Origin of the sequence: Bacillus sp. JJ664, from assembly GCF_036962205.1 — a bacterium.
Classification (GTDB): Bacteria; Bacillota; Bacilli; order Bacillales; family Bacillaceae_G; genus Gottfriedia.
Window position 1 is genome coordinate 1 of the sequence record NZ_JBALMS010000126.1, and the last position, 7,375, is coordinate 7,375.

6 protein-coding genes and 1 pseudogene are annotated in these 7,375 nt (G+C 37.7%); all 7 read left to right on the top strand.

Features of this window, described 5'->3' with window-relative positions:
• Window positions 1-439: 439 nt before the first annotated feature.
• The gene (locus tag V7056_RS17290; protein WP_499703649.1) at window positions 440-1,420 is read left to right on the top strand and encodes an ABC transporter ATP-binding protein; all 981 of its coding nucleotides are present in this window, start codon (window positions 440-442) and stop codon (window positions 1,418-1,420) included.
• A gap of 5 nt (window positions 1,421-1,425) precedes the next feature.
• The gene (locus tag V7056_RS17295) at window positions 1,426-2,430 is read left to right on the top strand and encodes an ABC transporter ATP-binding protein (RefSeq protein WP_499703650.1); all 1,005 of its coding nucleotides are present in this window, start codon (window positions 1,426-1,428) and stop codon (window positions 2,428-2,430) included.
• Window positions 2,431-2,465: 35 nt separating this feature from the next.
• Window positions 2,466-4,049 (top strand): ABC transporter substrate-binding protein, encoded by a 1,584-nt coding sequence (locus V7056_RS17300; protein WP_499703651.1) that lies wholly within the window; start codon window positions 2,466-2,468, stop codon window positions 4,047-4,049.
• A 116-nt stretch (window positions 4,050-4,165) separates the two neighbouring features.
• On the top strand, window positions 4,166-5,179 hold the full coding sequence (locus tag V7056_RS17305) for an ABC transporter permease (RefSeq protein WP_499703652.1): 1,014 nt from the start codon (window positions 4,166-4,168) through the stop codon (window positions 5,177-5,179).
• Window positions 5,179-6,012, top strand: coding sequence for an ABC transporter permease (locus V7056_RS17310; protein WP_499703653.1), 834 nt, complete (start codon window positions 5,179-5,181; stop codon window positions 6,010-6,012). Before V7056_RS17305 ends, V7056_RS17310 begins: the two co-directional genes overlap by 1 nt.
• Window positions 6,013-6,022: 10 nt before the next feature.
• Entirely contained in the window at window positions 6,023-6,364 is a 342-nt protein-coding gene (locus V7056_RS17315; protein ID WP_499703654.1) for a cupin domain-containing protein, read from the top strand.
• Window positions 6,365-6,966: 602 nt separating this feature from the next.
• A pseudogene (locus tag V7056_RS17320) lies at window positions 6,967-7,146 on the top strand (response regulator); the annotation flags it as partial.
• Between the last annotated feature and the right edge of the window lie 229 nt (window positions 7,147-7,375).

The following is a 7,375-nucleotide window of genomic DNA, read 5'->3' on the forward strand; positions in this document are numbered from 1 at the left end:
AAATATTTATGTTTAAACATGTCACAATTCTTGGCATGTTTTTTTGTTATGAATCAAAAATCCGAGGCTTGACCAATCTTACAGTGCATTATAAAAAAATCCTCCTAAGTCTTTAATATAGACAACAGAGTAGAAGCATATCGGATTACTCGATATCAAAAGAGAGTAATATTTTAATATACAATACATAAGATTGTAAGAATCACACCATGTTTGTCCTATTACAGAATAAGAAGATAAAGGGGAAATACTCCTAGCTTTAAATGAAATAAAAATTTTAAAGCAACTGTAAACAGATCACAACCAAGGTTAGATATATCCATTTAAAGCAAAGTATTTACACAGAGCGTTCATATGAGATTTAAAAGGAAAGATCAGTTTAATGATTATTCATCGACATTCCAATTTAAAATATTGATTAGTTAAAGGGGTGAGGCTTATGACATTACTGAAAGTGGAAGATTTGTCGATTAAATTCAAGTCTCGCCAAGGAGTTGTCCAAGCAGTTGGAGGGTTAAGTTTCGACATTAAACAGGGACATTCTCTGGGAATCGTAGGCGAAAGTGGTAGCGGCAAAAGCGTGACCTCCCTTGCCATAATGGGTCTATTGCAAAAGGCTGTTACTGATATCACTGGAAAGATCCAGTTCGAAGACGTCGATTTGTTAACTTCTTCGCCTGAATACATGCGAAAAATGAGAGGGAAGTCTGTTTCGATGATTTTTCAAGAACCGATGACTTCGTTGAATCCGCTCCATACATGTGGAAAACAAATCATGGAACCAATCTTAATTCATCAAAAAGGCATTCGTAAAAATGAAGCAGAAAAAACAGCCATTGAATTACTCAGAATGGTTGGTATACCTTCTCCGGAACAGCGATTTCATGAATACCCGCATCAAATGTCTGGAGGTATGCGTCAACGAATAATGATTGCGATTGCACTCGCTTGCGAACCAAAATTACTAATTGCCGATGAGCCAACTACGGCACTAGACGTAACGATTCAAGCGCAAATTCTTGACTTAATGAATCGTTTAATAAAAAAACGGGACATGAGTTTGATCCTGATTACGCATGATTTGGGTGTTGTAAAAGAGATGTGTGACGAAATCGTCGTAATGTATACTGGTCAAATTGTTGAGAAAAGCCCAACTACGGCGGTTTTTACTCAACCACTTCACCCATATACCAAAGGGTTACTCAATGCGATCCCGAAAATCTCTCGTAAGGTAGACCGATTAGAAGCGATTGAAGGTACAGTCCCAGATGCTCTCAATTTACCAAATGGATGTAGCTTTCATCCTCGTTGCCAATTTGCAACAGATCGATGCAAAAATGAAGCACCTCCATTATTTTTACAAGAAGACGGTCGTGAAGTTAGATGTTTCCTTTATGACAAGACTAAAAAAGAGGGGTGAGGTGCATGTCATTAACTGAATCAAATCAACTAGATTTGACTTCAAGTCAATCAACATCTGAAACGATATTAGACGTAAAGCACTTAACCAAAACGTTTCAAATTAAAAGTTCAAATGGTAAAAAAGGTGTATTAAAAGCTGTTGATGATGTTTCGTTTTCGATTAAAAAAGGGGAAACATTTAGTCTGGTTGGGGAAAGTGGATGCGGCAAGAGTACATTAGGAAAAACACTGCTTGGTCTTTATCAAGCCGATTCCGGTTCAACGATCCTGTTTAAAGGAGAGGACATTTCGAATCTATCATCCTCTAGAAAGAAAGACTTTGCTAGAAAAGCTCAACTAATCTTTCAAGACCCTTCTGCATGCTTGAATCCCCGCCGAACCATTAAACAAATTTTATTCGAACCTTTTAAAATTCACAAAATGGCGAACGGCAAAGCAAAAATTACAAAACTAATGGAGATGGTTGGCTTACCAAATCGTTTTTTAGGCCGTTATCCTCATGAATTATCCGGTGGTCAAAAACAACGAGTAGGTATTGCGAGGGCATTAGCATTAGAGCCCGAATTGTTAATCTGTGACGAGCCTGTTTCAGCACTAGATGTATCCATTCAAGCGCAAGTTATTAATCTACTTGAAGACTTGCAGAAACAATTGAAACTTACATATCTATTTATCTCACATGATTTAAGTGTGGTTCACCATTTAAGTGATCGAGTCGCGGTCATGTATTTAGGGAAAATAGTTGAACTCGCTTCGCGCGACGAGTTATATAACAACACAAAACATCCTTATACAAAGGCACTACTTTCTTCAATTCCCGACCCAAACGGAGATCTCCGAGAGAAGATTCTTCTTTCAGGAGATGTGCCAAGCCCGTCAAATCCGCCAGAAGGTTGTCGATTCCATACAAGATGTCCCGTTGCGATGGAACAGTGCAAAACAGTCGTACCAGCGATCATTCAAACAGGTAGTAACCACTTTGCAGCGTGTCATTTGACGACAAAGTGAATCTATAAATCTTAAAGAAAAAGGGGTTTATTGTCATGAAAAAAATGAGTTTACTCGCATTAGTGTTGCTTATGGCGTTCTCGCTTTTCGCATGTGGGAAGAAAGAAAATAGCAACTCATCATCTAATGAGGATACTATTGTTGTGGGGGTCGCATCTGACTGGAAAACAATGGATCCAGCACGCGCATATGAAGTGTATGCGAACTTCTATTTCTATGCAACGTATGAGAACTTATACATGTTAGAAGGCTCAGACCTTACACCAAAACCAGCTCTTGCAAAATCGTATTCAGTAGATGATTTAGGGCTTGTGTATACATTTAATTTGAACGAAGGAAGTAAGTTTGCAAGTGGAAACCCAATCACAGCAAATGATGTAGTTTTTAGTTTCAACCGCACAATAAATATCAAAGACAATGCTTCAGCTTTAACGACAAATGTGGCGAAAGTAGAAGCGAAAGATGAACAGACAGTTATTGTGACACTAAAGGAAAAAGATGCGTCGTTCTTGTCAAAAGTAACATCAAACGCTTTTGCGGTTGTAGATAGTAAAGTCGTTAAAGAAAATGGGGGAACTGATGCAGCAGATGCGAGTACGACTGACAAAGCGTCGGCTTACCTTGACGGTGCCTCTGCAGGTAGTGGTCCATATGTGTTGAAAAAATGGACAAGAAACACTGAAATGGTTCTAGAAAAAAATCCTAATTATAAAGGTACTGTGAATTCAAGCAAAATCATTATCAAAGAAATGCCAGACCCAAATACACAAATTCAAGCACTTGAAAATGGTGAAATTGACGTAGCACTTAGCGTTGGACCTGATCAAGTAAAAAACATTAAATCAAACGGTAATGCAAAGGTTGTTTCTTCTCCAACATCAACATTATCATTTTTAATGATGAACGATAAAGTTAGTATTGGTAAAGAACTAGCAAATCCTCTTGTTCAACAAGCTGTACGATATGCTCTTGACTACAAAGGATTCCAACAATTAGCAGGTGATGGTGCACTTCTTCCATTATCATTTGTTCAAAAAGGATTTGTTGGCGCAAAAACAAGACCAGACAATTATCAAGATATTGATAAAGCGAAGGAATTGATGAAAGAAGCGGGGTATGAAAAAGGATTCACGATTCCTTTAACTGCCGCAAACTACGAATCTGAAGGTCTTTCATGGACAACAATGGCTGAAAAGGTAAAAGAAGATTTAGCGAAAATCAATATCAATGTTGAAATCAAAACAGGCGAAATTGGTGCTGTGATTGAAGATTACCGAAATGGTAAATCACCATTCTTGGTTATGCATTGGTCACCTGACTATTACGATTTAAGCAACCAATTAGCGTTTATTCCTGGGGATATTGTTGGAAAACGCGCGAACTGGGAAGCATCAGCGAATCCTGAGTTAGTTAATTTAGCAAATCAAGCGAAGATCGAAATCGATTCGACAAAACGTGCAGACATCTCAGGTCAGATGCAAGACATCATTTCTGAAAATAGCCCATATGCTTTCTTGGTTCAGCATCCAAAATCATTTGCTGTTAGCAAAAATCTTGATGGAGTTTTGTACAATGACTTCTGTAAATTGCATTTAAATGAATTAAAACTGTCTAAATAATTGTTAAATGACTTAAAGGCTAGTCGAAGGTTTTCTAACCTATGGCTAGCTTTCCTATTAATAGCTTTTACTTTGCTGAAACGATCGTAAGTTTTTTTTGAAAGGAGTTATGCTCATTGCTTCGTTTTATCGGTAGACGTTTTTTATTTCTTATTTTCTTATTAGTTGGTGTGGCGATGTTCGTCTTTATCCTTTCGCATTTAGTACCAAATGACCCAGTTGCTGCGAATTTAAGCCAAAGCGCCATAGATAATCCTGAAATTGTCGCTGCCTTTAAAGAAAAGTGGGGACTAGATCAGTCGTTATTTCGTCAATTAATTCTCTATTTCCAACACCTACTCACAGGTGATTTAGGTACATCTATTCGTACAGGCAATCCGGTTTTAGAAGATTTAATGCAGTTTTTTCCAGCAACACTTGAACTTTCGGTTGTGGCTATGGTGATTGCCCTAGTTTTTGGGGTGCTTTTTGGCATCATTTCTGCCATCTTTCGAAACAAGGCGATTGATCATGTCATTCGAACGGTTTCCATTAGTGGCGTTTCGATTCCAAGTTTTTGGTTTGCATTAATACTACTCTATGTTTTTACTTCAGTTTTAGGCATCACGCCAGGACCTGGAAGAATTGATGCACGTACTTCGACACCAGATGGAGGAACGGGTATTTTTCTATTGGATTCACTACTAAGAGGTGATTTCCAATTATTTGGCGAAGTGGCCATGCACTTGATTCTCCCTGGAACCGTACTCGGGCTTTTTACAATGGGGTTAATCGCTCGTCAAACAAGGTCAAATCTACTTGAGGTTATGTCAATGGATTATATTCGAACTGCACGAGCAAAGGGGCTAAAAGAATCTGCTATCATTTTTAAGCATGCTCTTTCCAATTCTATGATACCTGTCATTACAGTAGCTGGAATAGGATTTTGTAATCTACTTGGTGGAATGGTGCTAGTTGAAAACATCTTTGCATGGCCAGGGATTGGTCAATATGCTTATCTATCTGCTGTTTCACTCGACTTCCCGGCGATTTGCGGTGTATCGCTATTGATTGCATTGATTTATGTAGTGATTAATCTAGTCATTGATATCCTATATGGCGTCATTGATCCGAGAGTGAGGCACCGATAATGCGAACAGTTCAATCATTTCTACGTCAAAAAGGATTTCTCTTTAAATTAGGTTTAGTCATTTGTATCATTTGGTTTCTCGTTGCCTTGTTCGCACCTTTTATCGTAACGCATAGTGTTACAGCTCAGGATTTAAACATTCGGTTCCAATCCCCTAACGCTTCGCACTTTTTTGGAACGGATGAGCTTGGACGAGATGTCTTCTCACGTGTCATCGTCGGTTCTCGTATTTCGTTAACGGCTGGGGTGGTCACAGTTGTTTGTGCGTTTGCTTTCGGTATTTTATATGGGGGAATCGCGGGATATAAAGGGGGGTATGTGGATGAAGTGATGATGCGTTTTTCTGAACTAATCATGGCGTTTCCACCCCTTATTTTGGCTATGGTGATTGCGGCGGCACTTGGACCAAGTATTTTAAACTCAGTGCTTGCTATGGCAATCATTTGGTGGCCAAATTACGCAAGACTCATGCGTTCATTGGTGATTTCATTAAAAGAAAGCGAGTACGTGACAGCTTCTCGTGTGATGGGTGCTTCACATATTCGTGTGCTATTTTTAGAGATTTTACCGAATTGTTTCGGACCATTGCTCGTAATGGCAACACTTGACCTTGGAAATGCCATTTTGATGTTTTCTGGTCTCAGTTTCCTTGGTCTTGGAACACAACCACCGACGCCTGAGTGGGGTTCGATGGTATCTGGCGGGGCAAAAGTTATTGAAAATTGGTGGGTGTCTACTTTCCCTGGTCTAGCAATCTTCTCAATTTCGGTTGGTGCAAACTTCGTGGGCGATGGTCTTCGCGATTTTCTAGATCCAAAACTAAAAAAAGAATAGGGGTAATAAAGTGGAAAAAATTAATTTGAATCAAGTTGAACCAATCGGCATGCCAATTTATGAAATGAAAAAACTCTTCACGCGCCAAGGCGAATTTAAAGAAGTGAGCATGAGTGTGATTTCTCTGACGCCTGGTGAACGTATACCTGCTGTTGGTATGAGTTGCCATGAAGAAGACGAGTATTCTTTTATATTTAGTGGTGAAATTGATACCTATTCCAACGGTGTTCACAGTGTGGAAAAAGCCGGTGATGCAACCTTTATTGCTGCCGGTGAAGAGCATTGGTGCATTAATCGAACGAATGAACCTTGCCTTCTTGTTTGTTTTATGGTGAAAAAAGCTGAAGCTTAATCACAAGGGACCCTTTTTTTCCCGTTGTAATCTTAATGCATCATTTTTTTGAATTAAATGGCTTAATTTGATCTGAAGGAATTACATTCGTAATCGGCTCTATTTTGATGATTCCTTATTTAAGTAAACTTAAGAAAATGCCAAGTAGTTAAGATATGTAAACAATTATCAAGGAATAACCAAAGATATGGTTTAATAAAAGCATTAGTAGAATGCATTGATCGACAGTTTTGTCGGTCTTTTTTTATTGCCAAATTAGTGAATCATTTAACCATAATTCATATAAATATAAGAGAAGTAGTTTGTAATGGGGATGAATTTATTAAGTTTTGCTACATGGTTAGCAGTGGGCATTGGCACAGCAATTGAATTAGGTTTATTTTGTAATATAAAAAAAATAATTTAGTTTCATAGATATAAAATTTACTACGAGAGGGTGATTTAGAACTTGATATGGATTGCTGGAGGTATTAATACGATAATTGCATTTGGTTATTTTAAGGAAAAGAAGTTTGGAACTGGTTCTCCACATAAAAGTGATAATCAAACAATTTATGAAGAAATTNNCCACCTCGTGTTGTTAATTAAAATGGAGGAAAATAATGGGGAATGAATCTATTTTAATGGTTGAAGATGAGGAAAAACTTTTAAGATTATTAGATATTGAATTAGAGTATGAAGGTTATAAAGTTACAAAATCTACAAATGGATTGGAGGCTTTCGATACCTATCGTACAAAGCAATGGGATCTTATATTATTGGATGTAATGCTTCCAGGTATTCCTTTATATATATACGCTATTTTTAAATCATCTAATTATCAAGCAATATTCGTTTAAAAAAACAAGTTCTCGATATGTTATAACACGCTTTCTGTTTGACTTTATGATTGAAGGATATGATGGCAAGCCTCCGGGCTTGCCTGCTTGTCAATATTGCTATGTAGCTTTTTCCAAAGTATCTGAAGCTTATGTCTTGCCTCGACTGAATAATTATTGAATACATTAAAAA

Excerpts from the sequence above, each read along its gene's own strand:
- V7056_RS17290 (WP_499703649.1), top strand. The coding sequence starts at position 440 with ATGACATTACTGAAAGTGGAAGATTTGTCGATTAAATTCAAGTCTCGC.
- V7056_RS17295 (WP_499703650.1), top strand. The coding sequence starts at position 1,426 with ATGTCATTAACTGAATCAAATCAACTAGATTTGACTTCAAGTCAATCA.
- V7056_RS17300 (WP_499703651.1), top strand. The coding sequence starts at position 2,466 with ATGAAAAAAATGAGTTTACTCGCATTAGTGTTGCTTATGGCGTTCTCG.
- V7056_RS17310 (WP_499703653.1), top strand. The coding sequence starts at position 5,179 with ATGCGAACAGTTCAATCATTTCTACGTCAAAAAGGATTTCTCTTTAAA.